At 68.0% G+C, this 16,629-nt stretch carries 20 protein-coding genes; 12 read left to right on the top strand and 8 right to left on the bottom strand.

Annotation, left to right across the window (positions count from 1 at the left end; all coding sequences use genetic code 11):
• The first annotated feature begins 119 nt into the window (after window positions 1-119).
• A complete protein-coding gene (locus HTA01S_RS17480; protein WP_068174017.1) occupies window positions 120-1,103 on the top strand; it encodes a GlxA family transcriptional regulator in 984 nt (327 codons plus the stop codon).
• On the opposite strand, the gene HTA01S_RS17475 is transcribed toward HTA01S_RS17480, so the two are convergent.
• The 5 genes from HTA01S_RS17475 to murJ all read right to left on the bottom strand — a co-directional run bounded on the left by HTA01S_RS17475 (window position 1,104) and on the right by murJ (window position 5,814).
• Window positions 1,104-1,736 (bottom strand): Rossmann-fold NAD(P)-binding domain-containing protein, encoded by a 633-nt coding sequence (locus HTA01S_RS17475; RefSeq protein WP_068174016.1) that lies wholly within the window; start codon window positions 1,734-1,736, stop codon window positions 1,104-1,106.
• Window positions 1,737-1,807: 71 nt separating this feature from the next.
• Complete coding sequence (locus HTA01S_RS17470) at window positions 1,808-2,710, bottom strand: PA2778 family cysteine peptidase (protein WP_218017366.1); 903 nt, start codon at window positions 2,708-2,710, stop codon at window positions 1,808-1,810.
• A 56-nt stretch (window positions 2,711-2,766) separates the two neighbouring features.
• Window positions 2,767-3,162 carry a PA2779 family protein gene (locus HTA01S_RS17465; RefSeq protein WP_068174015.1) on the bottom strand — a complete coding sequence of 132 codons (396 nt, stop codon included), beginning with the start codon at window positions 3,160-3,162 and terminating at the stop codon, window positions 2,767-2,769.
• A 179-nt stretch (window positions 3,163-3,341) separates the two neighbouring features.
• Complete coding sequence (locus HTA01S_RS17460) at window positions 3,342-4,199, bottom strand: SirB1 family protein (protein ID WP_068174140.1); 858 nt, start codon at window positions 4,197-4,199, stop codon at window positions 3,342-3,344.
• A 49-nt stretch (window positions 4,200-4,248) separates the two neighbouring features.
• A complete protein-coding gene (gene murJ, locus HTA01S_RS17455; RefSeq protein WP_068174014.1) occupies window positions 4,249-5,814 on the bottom strand; it encodes a murein biosynthesis integral membrane protein MurJ in 1,566 nt (521 codons plus the stop codon).
• A gap of 120 nt (window positions 5,815-5,934) precedes the next feature.
• On the opposite strand from murJ, the gene rpsT reads away from it, so the two are divergent.
• Window positions 5,935-6,234 (top strand): 30S ribosomal protein S20, encoded by a 300-nt coding sequence (gene rpsT, locus HTA01S_RS17450; RefSeq protein WP_068174013.1) that lies wholly within the window; start codon window positions 5,935-5,937, stop codon window positions 6,232-6,234.
• 122 nt (window positions 6,235-6,356) lie between these two features.
• On the opposite strand, the gene HTA01S_RS17445 is transcribed toward rpsT, so the two are convergent.
• Both HTA01S_RS17445 and HTA01S_RS17440 read right to left on the bottom strand, forming a co-directional pair.
• Complete coding sequence (locus HTA01S_RS17445) at window positions 6,357-6,842, bottom strand: AAC(3)-I family aminoglycoside N-acetyltransferase (protein ID WP_068174012.1); 486 nt, start codon at window positions 6,840-6,842, stop codon at window positions 6,357-6,359.
• Window positions 6,835-7,650 carry a TIGR00266 family protein gene (locus HTA01S_RS17440; RefSeq protein WP_068174011.1) on the bottom strand — a complete coding sequence of 272 codons (816 nt, stop codon included), beginning with the start codon at window positions 7,648-7,650 and terminating at the stop codon, window positions 6,835-6,837. Before HTA01S_RS17440 ends, HTA01S_RS17445 begins: the two co-directional genes overlap by 8 nt.
• A 296-nt stretch (window positions 7,651-7,946) precedes the next feature.
• On the opposite strand from HTA01S_RS17440, the gene HTA01S_RS17435 reads away from it, so the two are divergent.
• Window positions 7,947-9,134 (top strand): MFS transporter, encoded by a 1,188-nt coding sequence (locus tag HTA01S_RS17435; RefSeq protein ID WP_407656120.1) that lies wholly within the window; start codon window positions 7,947-7,949, stop codon window positions 9,132-9,134.
• A 29-nt stretch (window positions 9,135-9,163) separates the two neighbouring features.
• On the opposite strand, the gene HTA01S_RS17430 is transcribed toward HTA01S_RS17435, so the two are convergent.
• Window positions 9,164-9,490, bottom strand: coding sequence for a DUF3579 domain-containing protein (locus HTA01S_RS17430; RefSeq protein ID WP_068174010.1), 327 nt, complete (start codon window positions 9,488-9,490; stop codon window positions 9,164-9,166).
• A gap of 282 nt (window positions 9,491-9,772) precedes the next feature.
• Between HTA01S_RS17430 and HTA01S_RS17425 the strand changes: the two genes are divergently transcribed.
• From HTA01S_RS17425 to HTA01S_RS17385, 9 genes are all read left to right on the top strand, one after another.
• Window positions 9,773-10,978 (top strand): aspartate aminotransferase family protein, encoded by a 1,206-nt coding sequence (locus tag HTA01S_RS17425; RefSeq protein ID WP_068174009.1) that lies wholly within the window; start codon window positions 9,773-9,775, stop codon window positions 10,976-10,978.
• Window positions 10,975-11,922, top strand: coding sequence for an ornithine carbamoyltransferase (gene argF, locus HTA01S_RS17420; protein WP_068174008.1), 948 nt, complete (start codon window positions 10,975-10,977; stop codon window positions 11,920-11,922). The genes HTA01S_RS17425 and argF overlap by 4 nt, the downstream gene beginning before the upstream one ends.
• 28 nt (window positions 11,923-11,950) lie before the next feature.
• Window positions 11,951-12,496 (top strand): hypothetical protein, encoded by a 546-nt coding sequence (locus HTA01S_RS17415; protein ID WP_068174007.1) that lies wholly within the window; start codon window positions 11,951-11,953, stop codon window positions 12,494-12,496.
• A gap of 126 nt (window positions 12,497-12,622) precedes the next feature.
• Complete coding sequence (locus tag HTA01S_RS17410) at window positions 12,623-13,228, top strand: LysE family translocator (protein ID WP_068174006.1); 606 nt, start codon at window positions 12,623-12,625, stop codon at window positions 13,226-13,228.
• 22 nt (window positions 13,229-13,250) lie between these two features.
• The gene (locus HTA01S_RS17405) at window positions 13,251-14,087 is read left to right on the top strand and encodes a helix-turn-helix transcriptional regulator (RefSeq protein WP_068174005.1); all 837 of its coding nucleotides are present in this window, start codon (window positions 13,251-13,253) and stop codon (window positions 14,085-14,087) included.
• A 112-nt stretch (window positions 14,088-14,199) separates the two neighbouring features.
• Entirely contained in the window at window positions 14,200-14,511 is a 312-nt protein-coding gene (locus HTA01S_RS17400; protein WP_174545200.1) for a YkgJ family cysteine cluster protein, read from the top strand.
• Window positions 14,512-14,515: 4 nt separating this feature from the next.
• Complete coding sequence (locus tag HTA01S_RS17395) at window positions 14,516-14,836, top strand: YkgJ family cysteine cluster protein (protein ID WP_068174003.1); 321 nt, start codon at window positions 14,516-14,518, stop codon at window positions 14,834-14,836.
• Between the two features lie 2 nt (window positions 14,837-14,838).
• Complete coding sequence (locus HTA01S_RS17390) at window positions 14,839-15,753, top strand: class I SAM-dependent methyltransferase (RefSeq protein ID WP_068174002.1); 915 nt, start codon at window positions 14,839-14,841, stop codon at window positions 15,751-15,753.
• Between the two features lie 114 nt (window positions 15,754-15,867).
• The gene (locus HTA01S_RS17385; protein WP_068174001.1) at window positions 15,868-16,581 is read left to right on the top strand and encodes a cyclase family protein; all 714 of its coding nucleotides are present in this window, start codon (window positions 15,868-15,870) and stop codon (window positions 16,579-16,581) included.
• Window positions 16,582-16,629: the final 48 nt, after the last annotated feature.

The raw sequence follows: 16,629 nt of genomic DNA, 5'->3' as shown, positions 1-16,629 counted from the left end.
GCACCGCAGCCCGCAGGGCGAAGGTACTCCAGTGAGCGCCGCCCGGCCGTTCCGAAGGCGCTCAGCCCCGCAGTGCGCAGCACGGAGGGTAGTCCAGTGACCACCCCCGCCTCCCTCACATGACGCCCGCTGCCGCCCCCATCCAGGTGGCCTTCGTGCTCATGCCGGGCAGCCTCATCCTCGACTGGGCCGGCCCGGCCGAGGCCCTGCGCATCGCCAACCAGTACCTGCGCGCGGCCGGCAAGCCCGATGCGTTCGAACTTCGGTTCATCGGGCCCGAGAGCCAGACGAGCAGCTCGGTGGGCGCCACGATCAGCCAGATCGAGCCCCTGCCGCCCGGCCTGCCCGAGCCGGCCTGGGTGGTGCTGGTGGGACAACCGGGGCCGACCGTCGATGTGGACAGCGAGAGCGCTCGCCAGCTCATCCGCTGGCTGCGCGCACTCGAGCTGGCGCCGGGCCGGCTGGAGCTGCTCACCGTGTGCGCGGGCGCCCTGCTGGCCGCGCACGCGGGGCTACTGGATGGCCACCGGGCCACCACCCACCACCAGCACCTGGACGAGTTGCGCGCCGTGGCGCCCCGTTGCGAAACGGTGTCGAACCGTGTGTTCGTGGTCGACGGCCCGGTGTGCAGCAGCGCGGGTGTGACCACCGGCATCGACCTGTTCCTGCACCGCATCGCCGACCTGTGCGGGCCGGCCCTGGCGGCCCAGGTGGCGCAGACCATGGTGGTCGCGCTGCGGCGCGGGCCGAACGACCCCGAACTCTCGCCCTTTCTGCGATTTCGCGCCCACCTGCATCCGGCCATTCACCGGGTGCAGGACGCCATCGGCCTGCAACCGCAGGCCGACTGGTCGCTGCAGCGCATGGCCGAGGTGGCCTGCACCTCGCCGCGCCACCTCGCGCGCCTGTTCATCACCCACGCGGGCATTGCCCCGCTGGCCTATCTGCGCAGCATCCGGCTCGATCTGGCCGATGCCGCGCTGCGCTCGGGTCACAGTGTCACGCTGGCCGCCGAGCTCGCCGGCTTCAGCTCCGACACCCAGCTGCGCCGCACCTGGCACCAGCTCGGCAAGGCGGGCTCACCCGCGCACCGCGGCCACTGACTAGAGCAGCACCTCCGACGGCAGCACATGCACCCCCGGCGTGGCGGCCAGCGCGGCCTGCAGCAGGTGGTGCGCGATGCGCTGGGCGGGGACCACGCGGTAGCGCCGCGGCAACAAGGGCTGCACCCACTGCGAGATGCGCACCGCGAGCTGTTCGGCCGGCCGGCTCTCCAGCCGCACGCCCCCGATCAGGCCCGGGCGCACCAGTGTGAGCGAGGGGTAGCCCACGGCCTGCAGATCGCGCTCGGTCTCGCCCTTGGTACGGGCATAGAAAACGCGCGAGGCCGCGTCCGCGCCCAGGGCCGAGTTGAAGGCAAAGGCCCGCGCGCCGTGGCGCCGTGCGAGGTAAGCCACCTCCAGCGGGTGGTCGTGGTCCACCTTGTAGAAAGCGGCCTGCGAACCGGCCTTGGCGATGGTGGTGCCCAAGGTACAGACCACGGCGTCGACCGCCCACCACGCAGCGTCCTCGGGCAGGCGCTCGAAGTCCACCAGTGGATTGAGCAGCTTGGGGTGCGGCACCAGCGACTTGCGGGTCAGGGCCACCACCCGGGCCACGGCGGGATCGGCCAGGGCCTGCTGCAGCACGGCCTGCCCCACCAGGCCAGTGGCCCCGACCAGCATCACGGTTGTCATGGGTGTTCCTATGATCTCAAAACGCCCATTGTCGAGCCGATCCGGGGCAGCCATGCCCCGCACGAAATACTTCATTTCAGACGTTGTTCGATAGTGTGTTGCAGGGCCAGATAGTCGGCCCGACGCGGACCGCCCAGCGCCACCGCGCGCGAGGCTGCCTCGTGCGCGGCCTGCAGTCGGCCCAGTTCCAGCCGGACCTGGGCCAGGTTGTTCCAGGCGTCGGCGAAGTCAGGGTGCGTGCGCGTGGCGGCGTCATAGGCCTGTTCGGCGCGTTCGCGCTGGCCGGTGGCGTAGGCTGCATTGCCCAGGCCGAGCATGCTGATGCGGTGCTCAGGCCATTGCTGCAGTGCGGTGTGCCACCCGGTGTAGGCCGCCGCGGCATCGACGCGTTCGAGCGCGGCCACGGATGTGGCCCAGGTGTCGGCCTGTGCGGTGGCGGGGAGCTGTACCGGCGGCGTCACCCGCACGGCCCAGTGGCCCGAGCGGGCCCAGGTGTGCTCGAACGTGGCCAGGGGCACGACCGTGTTCGCCGTGGTGCCCGAGTGCAGGATCAGCGTCTGCTGTTGCAGGTCAAAGCCCACCACCACGGCGTAATGCCACAGCGGGGAGATCGGCAGCGAGAGGTTCTGCAGCACCAGCACTGGATGGCCCGCGGCCACCTCCTCGATCAGTGCCGACAGCTCAGGCGCCAGCACATAGGCCACCAGGCCCTGGCGGCGCGCGGCGGCCAGCATCTCCACCTGCAGCGCGCCCTGGCGCCCAGGCAGGTAGACCTGTGGGGTCAGTTCCTCGGGTGTCACCGAACTGCCGGCCGCCTGCGCCACCATGGCGAGCGAGGCCGGCCCGCACAGGTGATCGTCCTGCGCGAAAAACGGCACCGTGGTCAGCCGCACCCGATCGGGCCACTCTGTGGGCCACCCGCGCTGCAAGGCTGCCAACTGGGGTGGCGCGGCGCAGCCCGCGAACAGCAGCACCGCGCAAAGCAGAACCCCCGCCAGGGCGGGGGTTCTGCGGCGGCTCGACGGACCGCTCACTGGATGGGGCGGGTGAACGGAAACACCTGGGTGAACCCCAGGATGTCGGTCACCAGCAGAATCACGAACACCGCGAACAGCACACCCAGCACGTCGCCGCCGGCTGGCGCCTGGTCCACCCGGTCGGCCAGTTGGGCCACCTCGGCATCCGACATGGCCTTCACGCGGTCGATGGCGTCGTCGGCGCTGGCCCCCTGGGCCTGCAATGCGTTGCGCACCTCGTCTCGTGCAAGGACAGCGGAGACGCGCTCCCGGTTGGCATCACCTGCGGGCGTCACCATGGCCTGCTCGGTGGTGACGATGGCGGCCTGTGCCGAAAGAGGCATGCCACCCAGGGCGATGCAAGGCATCAGGACGGCAACCAGCAGGCGGCGGAAGGTTTTTTTGAACATGTGAGCACCTCCGTGTAGGGCGCCCTGGCCAGAAGACGGCTCAGGTATGGCGGGAACCCGCATGGTGTGCAACGCACCCGTTGTAGTCAACATGACTTACACCGCGAAACACGCCAGGGCATCTGCTCACACTCGCTCACGCCCGGGTAGGGCCGGGTCCCGGAACACCGCACGGAGGCTCAGTTCAGCGCGCGCTTGAGTTCCTGCAGCCGCTGGTCCATGGCGTCGCGGTCGAGCGCGTCTTCGGTGTGCAGGATGTAGATCTCCAGATCGCTCACAGCGAGCCGCGCGTCGCCCATTTCGGCCCAGGCCAGCCCGCGGTCGCGGTACTCGACCCAGGCCTCGGGCAACAGCACCAGCAGGCGGTCCTGCACTGCGATCAAACGCAGCCAGTCTTCCTGCGTGCGGTGGATTTCCTTGAGGTTGCGCAGCATGCGCGCCAGGATCTCGCGCGACGGCGACGCCTGCAGGTACAGGCCCACGGGCACGTCGAAATCGTCCACCAGGCCATTGCGGCGTTTGTACGGTTCGAGCCGCTCGGAGAGGTCCTCTCGGCTGAGCGACTGGCCGGTGAACGGGTCGATCACCACCTGGCCGTTGGGCAGGTTGACCTTGACCATGAAGTGCCCGGGGAAGTTGACGCCGCGCGCCTTGAGCCCCAGGCCCTGGGCCAGTTCCAGCCACAGCACCGCCAGCGAGATGGGAATGCCACGGCGCGTGCGCAGCACCGCGTTGAGGTAGCTGTTGTCGGGGTCGTAGTAGTTGTTGACGTTGCCGCCAAACCCCATGTCGCGAAAGAAGAACTGGTTGAGCGCGCGCAGCCGCTGCAGGGGATCGGTGTCGTTGCTGCAGCGCCGGCGCAGGCGGGCGAGCAGTTGGTCCACGTCGCCCAGCACCTCCTGCACGTCCAGGTCGGGGTATTCGTCCTGCGCCAAGGCCGTGGCGGCCTCCAGCAGCGGCAGGCTGTCGTCGTCCCCCACCAGCGCGGCGAAATAACCCAGCGGGGTGGGTGCGGAGAAATCGAAGACAAAGGGCATGGAGATCACCGCCTGAAAGCGCCAAGGTGCCGCTATGAAAGCCTGAAGGCTATTTTCTGACGAATTGGCGCAACTGCAAACCGGCCAGCATCAGGGTCAGAAAATACACCACCCCCGCCCCGCCGATGCACAGCGCCAGCAGGCCCACCCTTTGCAGGGCATGGCCATCAAACGACAGCCAGTTGACCCGCGCGGCGGCCCACATCAGAAACACCGCCAGCAGGGCGCTGGCCGCCACCACCTGCAGCCCGAAACGCGCCCAGCCGGGCGTGGGCGTGTAGGCGCCGCGGCGCATCAGTCCGATCAGCAGCCACAGGGCATTGACCATGGCGCCCAGGCCGATCGCCAGCGCCAGCCCGGCGTGGGCCAGGTAAGGCACGAACAGCATGTTCATGCCCTGGGTGAGCAGCAGCACGACGATGGCGATCTTCACCGGCGTGCGGATGTCCTGGCGGGCATAAAAACCGGGCGCCAGCACCTTGATGGCGATCAGTCCGAGCAGGCCGGCGCCATAGCCCATGAGGGCCCAGGAGGTCTGCCGCACGTCCTCGTCGGTGAAGGCCCCGTAGTGGTAGAGCACCGCCACCAGCGGTTTGGAAAAGGTCAGCAGCGCCACCGCGCAGGGCACCGCCAGCAGCACCACCAGGCGCAGGCCCCAGTCCAGCAGGTTGCTGTAGCGCTGGGCATCGTCTGCGGCTTTGGCGGCCGCCAGCTGCGGCAACAGCACCACGCCCAGCGCCACGCCCAGCATCGCGGTGGGGAACTCCATCAGACGGTCGGCGTAGGTGAGCCAGCTCACGCTGCCGGTGACCAGGTGCGAAGCGATCTGGGTGTTGATCAGCAGCGAAATCTGCGCCACGCTGACCCCCAGCAGGGCCGGCAGCATCAGCGTGGTGACGCGCCGCGTGCCGGGGTGGTTCCAGGCGGTGCGCAGGGACGACCAGCGCAGGCGAACGTGCGGCAGCATGCCCAGGCGGCGCAGCGCGGGGATCTGCACCCCCAGTTGCAGGGCGCCGCCCAGCAGCACCCCGCCGGCCATGGCGTAGATCGGCTGCAGGCCGAGACGGCCGAACCAGGGTGCGCCCCAGTACGCGGCGGCGATCATGGCCACGTTGAGCAGCACCGGCGTGGCCGCGGGGACGGCAAAACGCCGCCACGTGTTCAGGATGCCGGCCGAGAGCGCAACAAACGACATGAAGGCGATGTAGGGAAACATCCAGCGCGTCATGAAAACGGCGGCCTCGAAACCGCCAGGGCTTTGCTTGAGGCCACTGGCCATGGCCCAGACCAGCACCGGCGCGCCGGCCACGCCTAGCACACAGGTGATCGTGAGCGCCCAGGCCAGCACGGTGGCGATCTGGTCCACCAGCTGGCGGGTGGCATCTTCGCCCTCGGTTTCGCGCGCGCCGGCGAGCACCGGCACGAAGGCCTGGCTGAATGCGCCTTCGGCAAACAGGCGGCGCAGCAGATTGGGGATGCGAAAGGCGACGTTGAACGCGTCGGTGAGCGCGCTGGCGCCGAAAGTGGCCGCCATGAGCAGCTCGCGCACCAGACCGGTGATGCGGGACAACAGGGTCAGCAGTGAGACGAGGGAGGCGGACTTGAAGAGCGACACGGCAGCCAGTGTAACCACGCCCTGGGCCTGGCCACCCCGGGAGGCTTCACAGGGCAGTCCGGCGTGCTAAAATCGCGGGCTTTGCTGGCATCATCCCCAAACATCTGAAGGAAATTCACCATGGCAACCAAGCCGAAGAAAAAGAACCCCCGTCTGGCCTCTGGCCGCAAACGCGTCCGCCAGGACGTCAAGATCAACGCCGCGAACACCTCGCTGCGCTCCAAATACCGCACCGCCGTCAAGAACGTTGAAAAAGCCGTTCTGGCCGGCGACAAGACCAAGGCGACCGAGCTGTTCACCAAGATGCAGCAAGTGGTGGACATCATTGCCGACAAGGGCATCTTCCACAAAAACAAGGCCGCTCGCGACAAGAGCCGCCTGGCCAGCAAAGTCAAGGCCCTGGCACTCGCCGCCGCCTGACACCACCCGGCCTGACCCGTCAGGCCACCAGCCCGGACCCCTCGGGGTCTGCCGTTTGAAACCGGTGCGCTGCCAGCAAAAAAAAGCAAAGAACCGCCGTGTCGCAAGATCCGGCGGTTTTTTCATGGGCGGTTAGGCACCGCCATATCAAAATGCAGCACCTCCTCGCGCGGCCCCAGCTTGGAATACAGCGCCACGGCCGGCTCGTCGGGCGGGTCGGCCTGCACAAAGATCACCCAGGCCCCACAGGCGGCTGCGATGCCCTGGAGGTGTTCGATCAGCCGCGTGGCGATACCCTGGCGCCGGTGCACCGCGTCCACCGCCAGGTCGTAGATGTAGATCTCGCTGCGGGCCTGCTCGAACTTTTCCAGCTCGTAGGCCACCAGCCCACCCACAACCTGGCCTTCGTCGTCCTCGGCCACCAGGGCCACGAACGTGCCCTTGCCCAGCAGCCGTTCCAGATAGTCGCGCTCGGGGCGCGCAGAGCTGTAGCTGTCGGGGTCGTCAAAGGCCTGGCTGAACAGGTCCAGCAGCGCATGCAGGGTGCCGACGTCGTCGCGCCCCAGGCGGAACACGGACAGATCGCGCTGGATGCCTCGGTCAGTCATCGCCGCCGGTGAAACCGCCCAGTAGACCACCGGTCAAGAAGCCTCCCTGCTCGCCGCCGGAACCGCCGCCGCCCTTGGTCATGGGCGCCGCGGCAAAGATGCGCGAGGCCAGGCGGGCGAACGGCAGCGACTGCATCCACACCGTGCCCGGGCCGCGCAGGGTGGCGAAGAACAGGCCCTCGCCGCCAAACAGCGCCGTCTTCACGCCGCCCACGAACTGGATGTCGAAGTCCACGCCTGGCGTGTAGGCCACCACGCAGCCGGTGTCCACGCGCAGCACCTCGCCGGGCTTCAGCTGTCGCTCCAGCACCGTGCCCCCGGAGTGCACAAAAGCCAGGCCGTCGCCTTCGAGCTTCTGCATGATGAAGCCCTCGCCGCCGAAAAAGCCGGCACCGAGCTTGCGCTGGAACGCAATGCCCAGCGACACGCCCTTGGCCGCGCACAGGAAGGCGTCTTTCTGGCAGATCATGGTGCCGCCGTGCTGGCTCAGGTCAAAGGGAATGATCTTGCCGGTGTAGGGTGCGGCAAACGCCACCTTCTTCTTGCCCTGGCCGTTGTTGGTGTAGACCGTGGTGAACAGCGACTCGCCGGTGATCAGGCGTTTGCCAGCGCCCAGCAGCTTGCCGAACAGGCCGCCCGCACCCGAGCCCGCCGAACCGTCGCCAAAGACGGTGTCCATCCCGATACCGTCTTCCATGTACATCATGCTGCCCGCCTCACCGATGGCCGCTTCGCCGGGGTCCAGCTCAATCTCGACGAATTGCATGTCGTCGCCGTGCAGGAAATAGTCAACTTGGTCCATGGCCATGGGGTACAGCTCCAGATTCGGGTGGGTTGGGGAACGCGGTTGTGACAGAAAACGCCGCGCCACTATATCCAAAAGGCCCTCCCGTTCCGCCCCGGCCATGCAGGGTTTCTACCAACCCCTCGCACGCCCCAATGCCAGCCATGCCACGATCAACGGTTCGCAGCCCGATTCCCCTCCAGATTCCCACCCAGCGGGCCGCACCCACTTATTCCTCCACTCACGTGTCCCACGCTCCCACCCCCGGTTTCGCGCCATCTTCCCTTCCAACCCCCACCGCCGCCCACCCGGGCAGGGCCATGCTGGCCCTGGGCATCGGCAGCTTTGCCATCGGCACGGGTGAGTTCGTCATCATGGGCCTGCTGCCCGAGGTGGCCCAGGACATCGGCGTCACCATTCCGCAGGCGGGCCACGTCATCAGCGCCTATGCGCTGGGCGTGGTGATCGGCGCACCGGTGCTGGCCGTGCTCGCCGCCAGCTGGGGGCGCCGGGCCCTGCTGGTGGCGCTGATGACGGTGTTCGCACTGGGCAACTTCGCCAGCGCCATGGCGCCGGGCTACCTCTCGCTCAACCTGCTGCGGTTCCTGGCGGGCATGCCGCACGGCACCTATTTCGGCGTGGCGGCACTGGTGGCGGCAGCGCTGGCGCCGGCGGGCCAGCGGGCGCGCGCGGTGGGGCTGGTGATGACCGGGCTGACCCTGGCCACGCTGCTGGGCGTGCCGCTGGCGGCCTGGCTGGGGCAGCACTTCGGCTGGCGCGCGGCGTTTGTGCTGGTGGGCGCCATTGCCCTGCTGGCCGCCGGCATGATCCACCGCGAGGTGCCCGCCATGGCTGCGCCCCCGGGGTCCAGTCCGCTGGGCGAGCTGGGCGCGCTGCGCAACAAGCAGGTGTGGCTCACGCTGGGCATCGGCGCCGTCGGTTTTGGCGGCCTGTTCGCGGTGTTCAGCTACGTCAAGCCCACCATGATCGAAATGGCCGGCCTGCCGCTGTCGGGTGTGCCGGTGGTGCTGGCGCTCTTTGGCCTGGGCATGGTGGTGGGCAACGTGCTCGGCGCGCGTCTGGCCGACCGCGCGCTCATGCCCACGGTGGGGGGCATGCTGGCCTGGTCCGTCGTGGTGCTGGTGGCGTTCACCTTCACCTCCCAGCATGTGGTGGCGGGCTCGATCAACATCTTCCTGATCGGCACCGTGGTGGCCGTCGGCCCGGCGTTGCAGATCCGGCTGATGGACGTGGCGGGCGAAGCCCAGGTGCTGGCCGCCGCGCTCAACCACTCGGCCTTCAACGTCGCCAACGCGCTGGGCGCCTGGCTGGGCGGGGTGGCGATCAGCGCGGGCCTGGGCTGGAACTCGACCGGCTGGGTGGGTGCGCTGCTGGCGCTGGCCGGGCTGGGCGTGTTTGCCTGGGCGCGGTCCGATGCGAAAGCGCACCCGGTGGCGGGCCACAAGGGGCCGGAGCGGGTGGCCACGTCGACCAGCGGTCGGGCCTGAGGGTCGGGAGCGGCCCTTTTTCCAGGGTTCTAGGGTTTGGCAGGCCGATCTGGCAACAGGCAGCCCTCCACCACCTGCAGGTCGTTGTCGCGCGCGAAGTGCATGACGAAGTCCCAGGCCATGGGCTCGGCTTCGCGCAGGTCGGTGTGGACGATGACGACTTTCACCCCGTTCATCACCGTGGGCACGCACCAGGGCGAATAGGCGATGTGGCTGCCCTGCCGGACCACGCCGCCACCCGGGCGGAACTGGCTCATCACGCCCGCCAGACGTTCGGCCCAGTCGCTGGGGCGAAAGGTGCGGCCACTCTGGGTGACGCCCTGGATGAACACTTGTTTGGCAGTGGGTGAAACCATCGGGGAAGCCTTCGGATGGAGGGCCCTGGAAGGGAGGCATGGCCACCGCCTGACCGAGGATCGCTGGCCGGGGTGGTTGGCAGGTATTCTATCTTATATAAGACTTGGCGTCAGGGATTACCCGGCCCCGGGGCCAGTGGGTGGGGCACCGGCCGGGCGGCATGACAGCGATGCCCAACAAGCAATGATGATGCCCGCCGCTGCCCCTAAAATCGCTTTTCAACGGCTCAACCTTCGTTGGGCCGCTTTCTTTTTGGTCTGTCCTCAACCGGAGTCCCCCGCATGAATGCCGCAGCGCCCGCCGCCACCTCGCCCCATGTGATGAACACCTACGGCCGCCTGCCGATCGCGATGTCGCACGGACGAGGCTGCCGCGTCTGGGACGTCAACGGCAAGGAATACCTGGACGCGCTGGCCGGCATCGCCGTCAACACGCTGGGCCACGCCCATCCCAAACTGGTGCCCGCGCTGCAGGAACAGGTGGCCAAGCTGATCCACTCCAGCAACTACTACCACGTGCCCAACCAGGAAGTGCTGGCCCGGATGCTGGTGGAACGTTCGGGCATGACCAACGTGTTCTTCTGCAGCACCGGCCTGGAAGCCAACGAAGCCGCGCTGAAACTGGCGCGCAAGTACGGCCACGACAAGGGCATCGAACGCCCGGAGATCGTGGTCTACGAAAAGGCCTTTCACGGCCGCAGCATCGCCACGCTCTCGGCCACCGGCAACCCCAAGGTGCAGGCCGGCTTCGGCCCGCTGGTCGAAGGCTTCATCCGCGTGCCGCTCAACGACATCGAAGCCCTGAAGAAAGCCACCGTGGGCAACCCCAACGTGGTGGCGGTGTTCTTCGAGACCATCCAGGGCGAAGGCGGCGTGAACCCGATGCGCGCGCAGTACCTGCAGGAGGTGCGCGCGCTGTGCGACGCGCAGGACTGGCTGCTGATGATCGACGAGGTGCAATGCGGCATGGGCCGCACCGGCAAGTGGTTCGCCCACCAGTGGGCCGGCATCCAGCCCGACGTGATGCCGCTGGCCAAGGGCCTGGGCTCGGGCGTGCCCATCGGCGCGGTGGTGGCCGGTCCCAAGGCCGCGAACATCTTCCAGCCGGGCAACCACGGCACCACCTTCGGCGGCAACCCGCTGGCCATGCGCGCCGGGGTGGAGACCATCCGCATCATGGAAGAAGAGGGCCTGCTGGAAAACGCGGCCACGGTGGGCGCACACCTGCGCGGCCGGCTCGAAGCCGCCTTGCGCGGCAAGCCCGGCGTGAAAGACATCCGCGGCCAGGGCCTGATGATCGGCATCGAGCTGGACAAGCCCTGCGGCGTGATCACCCAGCGCGCGGCCGACGCCGGCCTGCTGCTGTCGGTCACGGCCGACAGCGTGATCCGCCTGGTGCCCCCGCTGATCATGACCACCGCCGAGGCCGACGAAGTCGCGGCCATCCTGTTGCCGATCATTGCTGCATTCCTGGCAGAAAACGCATGAACATCCGCCACTACCTCCAGTTCAAGGACCTGAGCGCCGACGAGTACGCCTACCTGCTCACGCGCGCCGCCTTCATCAAGGCCAAGTTCAAGGCCGTCGAAAAGCACCAGCCGTTCGCCGACCCGGACCGCACGCTGGCCATGATTTTCGAGAAGGCCAGCACGCGCACCCGCGTGAGCTTCGAGGCCGGCATGTACCAGCTCGGCGGCTCGGTGGTGCACCTGACCACGGGCGACAGCCAGCTCGGCCGCGCCGAGCCCATCGAAGACAGCGCCAAGGTCATCAGCCGCATGGTGGACCTGGTGATGATCCGCACCTTCGAGCAGAGCAAGATCGAGCGTTTCGCGGCGCATTCGCGCGTGCCGGTGATCAACGGCCTGACCAACGAGTTCCACCCCTGCCAGATCCTGGCCGACCTGTTCACGATGGTCGAGTACCGACCGGCTGCCAGCGGCAACCCGCTGGATGCCCTCAAGGGCAAGGTCGTCACCTGGGTGGGCGACGGCAACAACATGGCCAACACCTGGCTGCAGGCGGCCGAGTTGCTGGGTTTCACCGTGCACGTGAGCACACCCAGCGGCTACGAAGTCGACCCGAAGCTCGCCGGCGTCTCCAACCCGGCCTGCTACAAGGTATTCAAGGACCCAAAGGAAGCCTGCAAAGGCGCCGATCTGGTGACCACCGACGTGTGGACCAGCATGGGCTACGAGGCCGAGAACGAGGTGCGCCGCGCCGCTTTCGCGCAGTGGTGCGTGGACGAAGCCATGATGGCCGTGGCCAAACCCGACGCGCTCTTCATGCACTGCCTGCCCGCGCACCGCGGTGAAGAGGTGAGCGCCGAAGTGATCGACGGCCCGCAGAGCGTGGTGTGGGACGAGGCAGAGAACCGCATGCACGTGCAGAAGGCGCTGATGGAATACCTGCTGCTGGGCCGGCTGAACTGAACGCAGCGTCGCGGACCGCATGAGCTTGATGGAACGCTTCCTGCCCGAATGGCAGTTTGAGGAGCGGCACGAGCGCTGGCTGCCCGGCATCACCACCGAACGGGCTTTCGCCGCCGTGGTGCCTGCGCTCCAGGCCAAGGACCCGTTGATAGAAAAAGCGATTGCGCTGCGCGAATGGCCCGGCCGCTGCTTGCAGCGCATGGGTGCCGGCGGTGCCCGCCTGCCCACACGGCCCTTCGGCTTTGGCAGTTTCACACCGCTGGGGACTGTGCCTGGACATGAGACGGCTTATGGTCTGGTCGGCCAGTTCTGGCGGTTGGACTACGGCCTGGTACCGGTTGCAGACACCCAGGCCTTCGAACGCGTGCAAGGCGAACCCAAACTGGTGATCGACGTCTGCGTGGAACCCGAGACCGGCGGCTGCCGGCTGGTCACGCGCACTCGCGTGCACTGCCCGACCGAAACACTGCGCCGCCGCTTTGTGCCGTACTGGTATCTGATCCGTCCCGTGAGCGGGCTCATCCGGCGCCGGCTGCTGGCCCAGATCCACAAGACGAGCCTCGACATCTTGTAGCGGTAGGGTTCACCGGCCACGCCCCTGCCACACGGCTGCATCGCCAGCAGCGCAATTCTGTTCAATACAGAAAGGCCCCCCACCGCCACACTTCGCGCCCATGTCTGTGTCTGTAGGAGATGTGCGGTGAACAGCGGTCTGGTGGCCATGGCCACGTTTGCGTTGGTGGGCGCGGTGACGCCCGGTCCGGTCAATGTGCTGGCCATCGGCCACGGCGCCCGCCGCCCGTGGTCGGTGCCTGTGCTTTTTGTGTTCGGGGCCAGCGTCAGCTACACCCTGGTGGTCTGGGCCATGGGCTCGGGTGCCGGCCTGCTGCTGCGGCAACCGCTGCTGGTGCAGCTCAGCCAATGGGCCGGTGCCGCCTACCTGCTTTACCTGGCCTGGCGCATTGCGAGAGCGCCCGTGGGTGCAGCCGACGTCCCGGTCAATACCGGTCAGACCGGTGGCTGGACCGTCTTCGTGCAAGGGTTTCTGACCCAGGCCCTGAATCCCAAGGCCTGGCTGGTAGCGCTTTCGGGCGTAGCCCTCTTCGCCTTGCCGCGGCCCGACGTGCAGCGGACCCTGTGGCTGTTCTGTGCCGTATCCTTCGTTGCCTGCATGCTGGGCGTGGGCGTCTGGGCCGTGCTGGGCATGAGTCTCAACCACTGGCTGAACACCCCGGTGCGACAGCGGCGCCTGCACCAGGCACTGGCTGCCCTGTTGTGCCTGACGGTGGCCGGCATGCTCGCCTGAAGACCCGTTCCGCTTCCAAGACATGACCGCTGAAGGCTCTCACCGCATCACCCGGCTGGCCGAGATGCCCGCCATCACCCTGCGGGTGACCGAAGGCTCGCTGGCCTGCTACCGCACGCACACACACAACGAATATTCGGTGGGAGTGGTCGATGCAGGCGAGGCCGTCTTCGACCACCCCGGCGGCCCCCACAAGGTGGGCGCCGGGGCGGTGGTGCTGATCGAGCCGGGCGTGCCCCATGCCTGCAACCCGCTGCCTGGCAGCCCCTGGTCCTACCGCATGCTGTTCATTGACGCCGACTGGTTGCACCAGCTCATGGCCACGCACGTCGACAGAGCGCACCCGCTCGCCGCACTGCGCTTTCGCTCCCGGTGGTTGACGGCGCCCGCAGCCACAGCCCGGGTCGACCAACTGTGCCGCGCCATGGAGTCCACCAACGGAAACGACCTCACCGCACAGCATCTGGCGCAACGGCTGTGCCAATGGCTGCACACCGTGACCGAACCCGGGGCACCTGTTGACCGGCCCTCGCTGCCCGCCGCGCTGGCTCCCGCCTGGGACGCCCTGTTGGGCGGGGCAGGCCACCCCGTGACCGTGCAAACCCTGGCCCAGCGCTGCGGCCTGCACCCCACCACGTTCATTCGGCGCTTCAAGGCGGCGGTGGGGGTCACACCCGGCGAATTTCTCCGGGACCGGCAGGTCAACGGCGCGCGCCAACTCATCGCTTCGGGCGTCAACCTCGCCGAGGCCGCCTACGCCATGGGCTTCGCCGATCAGGCCCACATGCAGCGCGCCTTCAAGGCCCGGCATGCCATGACGCCGGGGCGCTTCGCCCTGGGCGCCACACAAGACAGATAATCTCGCCTCCGCGCACGCCCGTTCGCCAGGCCCCCATGGACATGCCGGTGCATGGGGCTCGCCGTGACCGGCACCGACTCTCGACCCGACCGATTCAAACCACCACCTGAGCATGAGCGAATGCCAAACCTGCGGCGCCTGCTGCGCGAGCTTTCGCGTGGATTTCTCGGTGTTTGAAACCCAGTCCGAAGGCGGCAGCGTGCCCGACGGACTGTGGGTGCCCGTCACCGACAACATCGCCCGCCTGCGCGGCACCGACCATGGCCGCCCACGCTGTGCGGCGCTCTCCGGCAAGGTCGGCGAAAGAGCCACCTGCGGCATCTACGAATGGCGCCCCAACCCCTGCCGTGAGTTCGAAGAAGGCAGCGATGCCTGCGGCCAGGCGCGCCGCCGCCACGGCCTGCCCCCCTTGCCCGCGCGCTGAACCCATGTCCCAGTGCCAGACCTGCGGCGCGTGTTGCGCCGCCTATCGCGTCCAGTTTTCGGTGTACGAGCTGGACGACATGGGCGGCGCGGTGCCTGTGACCCTGACCGAAACCGTCAACGGCAGCACCTGCCGCATGCGGGGTACCGGCGAGGTGCCGATCCGCTGCGTGGCGCTGTCGGGCAGCGTGGGCACCGGGGTGAGCTGCGCCATCTACGCACTGCGCCCCCGACCCTGCACCGAACTGCAGGAAGGTTCCCACGCCTGCAACAAGGCACGCCAGCGTCATGGCCTGCCGCCGCTGGATGAACGGCCGGAACACTGAATATGCAAGCCCTGCTCGACACCATCGCCACGATGGCCATGCCCTCCGATGCCCAGCGCATCTTCCACGGCCGGGGTGGCCTGCACCCCGGTAGCGAGGCCTGGACACTGGACGCCTACCCGCCGGTGTGGGTACTGACCCGATTTGGCGAAACCAGCGACGACGAACTGGTCACCGTGTCGGCCGCACTCGCCGAGCGCCACGAACAGCTCTCAACCGGTGAGCCGCTGAACTGGGTGTTCCAGAGCCGGCACGAAGGCCGCAGCGAAACCCGGCTGATGGCCGGCAGCGTGCCCGAGCCGCACGTGGTGAGCGAACACGGGGCGCGCTACCTGGTGCACGTGCTCAAAGGGCAGAACCACGGCCTGTTTCTCGACATGGCCGAAGGGCGCCAGTGGGTGCGCGAACACGCCGCGGGCGCCAAGGTGCTCAACCTCTTCGCCTACACCTGCGCCTTCTCGGTGGCGGCGCTGCAGGGCGGCGCCAAGCAGGTGATCAACGTGGACATGAGCGCGGGAGCCATCGCCCTCGGGCAACAGAACCACGCGCTCAACGGGCTGCAGGCCGGCGCCAGCTTCCTGGCCCACGACATTTTCAAGACCTGGGGCAAGCTCACACGATCCGGGCCTTACCACCTGGTCATCGTGGACCCGCCGAGCTACCAGAAAGGCAGCTTCGTCGCGACCAAAGACTACCTGCGCCTCATGCGCCGCCTGCCGGACCTGCTGCGGCCAGACGGCAAGGTGCTGCTGTGCCTCAACGCACCCGAACTGGACACCGCCTTTCTGCAGGACCAGATGCACGAGGCCGCACCCGGGCTCGTGTTCGAGCAACGCTTGCCCAACCCGGCGAGCTTCGCCGATGCGTCCCCCGAACGCGCGCTCAAGGTGCTGGTGTACCGCGCCCCGAGCCTCTGAGAGGGAATTCCCCTGCCGCGCTCCGCGCCATATGGTTTAGACCTAAAATAATTTCGGTAGCGTTGGAAATTACCGACACCGTGGTTTTTGAGCCGGTGCTACCTTCACCGCACCATGAAAAAGCTCTGGGACATTTCCCCTCCGATCCATGCGGGCGCACCGGTTTTTCCGGGCGATACGGCCTACTCGCAGCAGTGGGTGGCGAGCATTGAGCCGGGTTGTCCGGTCAACGTCAGCGCCATCACGCTGTCGCCCCACGTGGGCGCACACGCCGACGCACCGCTGCACTACGACGCAGCGGGCGCGGCCATCGGTGCGGTGGACCTCGACGCCTTTCTCGGCCCCTGCCGCGTGATCCACGCCATCGGCTGCGGCCCGCTGGTGCGGCCCGAACACATTGCCCATGCGCTCGCAGATCCGCCGCCGGGCCGTTCCCAAGGCGGATCAGCCCCCACGGGGGGCAGCGACCCGCGCAGCGGCGGAGCGTGGGGGCTTAAAACGCTGCCTGCCCGCGTACTGGTGCGCGTGTACCAGCACCAGCCCCAGGACCGGTTTGATGACGCCCTGCCCGCCTTTGCGCCGGACACCGTGGAACAGCTCGCCGACCTCGGCGTGAAACTCATCGGCATCGACAGCGCCAGCATCGACCCCGCCGAGAGCAAGACGCTCGACAGCCACCAGGTGATCCGCCGCCGCGGCCTGCGCGTGCTGGAAAACCTGCTGCTCGACGACGTGCCCGAAGGCGACTACGAGCTCATCGCCCTGCCCCTGAAGCTCGCCACGGCCGACGCCAGCCCGGTGCGCGCCGTGCTCAGAAGTCTCGAATAACCCCCCGCGCCGCCTGCGGCGTCACCCCCCAAGGGGCGACACCAGCGG

Origin of the sequence: Hydrogenophaga taeniospiralis CCUG 15921, assembly GCF_001592305.1 — a bacterium.
Classification (GTDB): domain Bacteria; phylum Pseudomonadota; class Gammaproteobacteria; order Burkholderiales; family Burkholderiaceae_C; genus Hydrogenophaga; species Hydrogenophaga taeniospiralis.
The sequence above is the reverse complement of the archived record's forward strand: the minus strand, read 5'-3'. Positions and strand labels throughout refer to the sequence as shown.

What these genes read in the sequence shown, in the direction of transcription:
- HTA01S_RS17460 (WP_068174140.1), bottom strand. Translation starts at nt 4,199, where the DNA reads ATGCCCTTTGTCTTCGATTTCTCCGCACCCACCCCGCTGGGTTATTTC.
- HTA01S_RS17435 (WP_407656120.1), top strand. Translation starts at nt 7,947, where the DNA reads ATGCTGGCCCTGGGCATCGGCAGCTTTGCCATCGGCACGGGTGAGTTC.
- HTA01S_RS17385 (WP_068174001.1), top strand. Translation starts at nt 15,868, where the DNA reads ATGAAAAAGCTCTGGGACATTTCCCCTCCGATCCATGCGGGCGCACCG.
- HTA01S_RS17480 (WP_068174017.1), top strand. Translation starts at nt 120, where the DNA reads ATGACGCCCGCTGCCGCCCCCATCCAGGTGGCCTTCGTGCTCATGCCG.
- HTA01S_RS17425 (WP_068174009.1), top strand. Translation starts at nt 9,773, where the DNA reads ATGAATGCCGCAGCGCCCGCCGCCACCTCGCCCCATGTGATGAACACC.
- HTA01S_RS17440 (WP_068174011.1), bottom strand. Translation starts at nt 7,650, where the DNA reads ATGGCCATGGACCAAGTTGACTATTTCCTGCACGGCGACGACATGCAA.
- HTA01S_RS17395 (WP_068174003.1), top strand. Translation starts at nt 14,516, where the DNA reads ATGTCCCAGTGCCAGACCTGCGGCGCGTGTTGCGCCGCCTATCGCGTC.
- argF (WP_068174008.1), top strand. Translation starts at nt 10,975, where the DNA reads ATGAACATCCGCCACTACCTCCAGTTCAAGGACCTGAGCGCCGACGAG.
- HTA01S_RS17400 (WP_174545200.1), top strand. Translation starts at nt 14,200, where the DNA reads ATGAGCGAATGCCAAACCTGCGGCGCCTGCTGCGCGAGCTTTCGCGTG.
- HTA01S_RS17475 (WP_068174016.1), bottom strand. Translation starts at nt 1,736, where the DNA reads ATGACAACCGTGATGCTGGTCGGGGCCACTGGCCTGGTGGGGCAGGCC.
- HTA01S_RS17415 (WP_068174007.1), top strand. Translation starts at nt 11,951, where the DNA reads ATGGAACGCTTCCTGCCCGAATGGCAGTTTGAGGAGCGGCACGAGCGC.
- HTA01S_RS17390 (WP_068174002.1), top strand. Translation starts at nt 14,839, where the DNA reads ATGCAAGCCCTGCTCGACACCATCGCCACGATGGCCATGCCCTCCGAT.
- HTA01S_RS17430 (WP_068174010.1), bottom strand. Translation starts at nt 9,490, where the DNA reads ATGGTTTCACCCACTGCCAAACAAGTGTTCATCCAGGGCGTCACCCAG.
- HTA01S_RS17465 (WP_068174015.1), bottom strand. Translation starts at nt 3,162, where the DNA reads ATGTTCAAAAAAACCTTCCGCCGCCTGCTGGTTGCCGTCCTGATGCCT.
- rpsT (WP_068174013.1), top strand. Translation starts at nt 5,935, where the DNA reads ATGGCAACCAAGCCGAAGAAAAAGAACCCCCGTCTGGCCTCTGGCCGC.
- HTA01S_RS17405 (WP_068174005.1), top strand. Translation starts at nt 13,251, where the DNA reads ATGACCGCTGAAGGCTCTCACCGCATCACCCGGCTGGCCGAGATGCCC.
- HTA01S_RS17445 (WP_068174012.1), bottom strand. Translation starts at nt 6,842, where the DNA reads ATGACTGACCGAGGCATCCAGCGCGATCTGTCCGTGTTCCGCCTGGGG.